Origin of the sequence: Enterococcus dongliensis, assembly GCF_031927985.1 — a bacterium.
In the GTDB taxonomy this organism is placed as follows: Bacteria; Bacillota; Bacilli; order Lactobacillales; family Enterococcaceae; genus Enterococcus_A; species Enterococcus_A dongliensis.
Genome location: NZ_JARPZC010000049.1, coordinates 1 through 1,062, shown reverse-complemented (window position 1 = coordinate 1,062; position 1,062 = coordinate 1). Strand labels below are relative to the sequence as shown.

General features: G+C 35.6%; 1 protein-coding gene. It reads right to left on the bottom strand.

The genetic code is table 11. From position 1 onward, the window contains the following. Positions 1–9 precede the first annotated feature (9 nt). Positions 10–969 (bottom strand): IS30 family transposase, encoded by a 960-nt coding sequence (locus tag P7D84_RS13695; protein ID WP_002330482.1) that lies wholly within the window; start codon positions 967–969, stop codon positions 10–12. Positions 970–1,062 lie beyond the last annotated feature (93 nt).

Below are 1,062 nucleotides of genomic sequence, written 5' to 3'. Positions count from 1 at the left end.
TCTTAATTGTCAAATTAAGTTAGACAAATCATCAATACTTACGTAACTCAAAAATACTTCCAAAGGTGTTCGATAATCCAGTGATTTTCTAGGAATATTATTTCGTTTAGATGTGACAGATTGAATAAAAGATTCATCTACTGAATTGAAATCCATAGATTTCAATAAACCATCTCTACGTAACAATCCGTTAGAATTCTCGTTTAGGCCTCTTTGAGACGGTGTTCCTGGATCAGCGAAATAAATGGCAATATCATTGGCATTACTGATTTGTTTCCAATTTGAAAATTCCTTTCCACAATCAAAAGTGATGGATTTGAATAGATTTTTCGGTACAGATTCAAACCAATGATTTAATTTTTTTTCAATATCAATCGCTTGTCTACCACACGGTTTCAATGTGATGATAACTTTTGATAATCGTTCAACTAAGGTAATTACAGCACTTTTATGTTTCAGACCTACGATAGTGTCACCTTCAAGGTGACCAAACTCATTTGAGAATTGGCTATAATCTTTTTCACGTTCATGAATAGAGCGGCGGAAAGCTTGTTTTCCACGCCTTTCTTGATGTCCATTCGGTTTACGCTTGCCTTTCATCGGTAAGTCAGAAGGATTAAATAGCCCCTTTTTGAACATACGATAAATGGTACGAGCAGAACAACGAATAGGAAACGCTGCACGACCAACAATCACATCGGGTGTCCATCCTTGAACAACCTTTCTTTGAATATATTCTGATTGTTCCTCGGGTAAAACAAGCGGGCGTCTACCACAGTTTGATTTGTTTTTCTTATACTGTTGATAGTATTCTAAGGCTGATTTTCCTTGCTTGAAGAATAGGTATACTTTATGGATCGTTTGTCTTGAACGATTCAAGCAATGCGCAGTTTTCGCAACAGATTGATTTATTTTGAAATAAGACTCTATCATTACAAGTTCATCCGTTGTAAGATGGGTATAGGTCATTTGTACTCACTCCTTATAATTCTTTGGTCAGAACTATTTTGAGTGTAGCACAAATGGCTTTTTTAGTTGTCTAGCTTAATTTTACAATCGGCG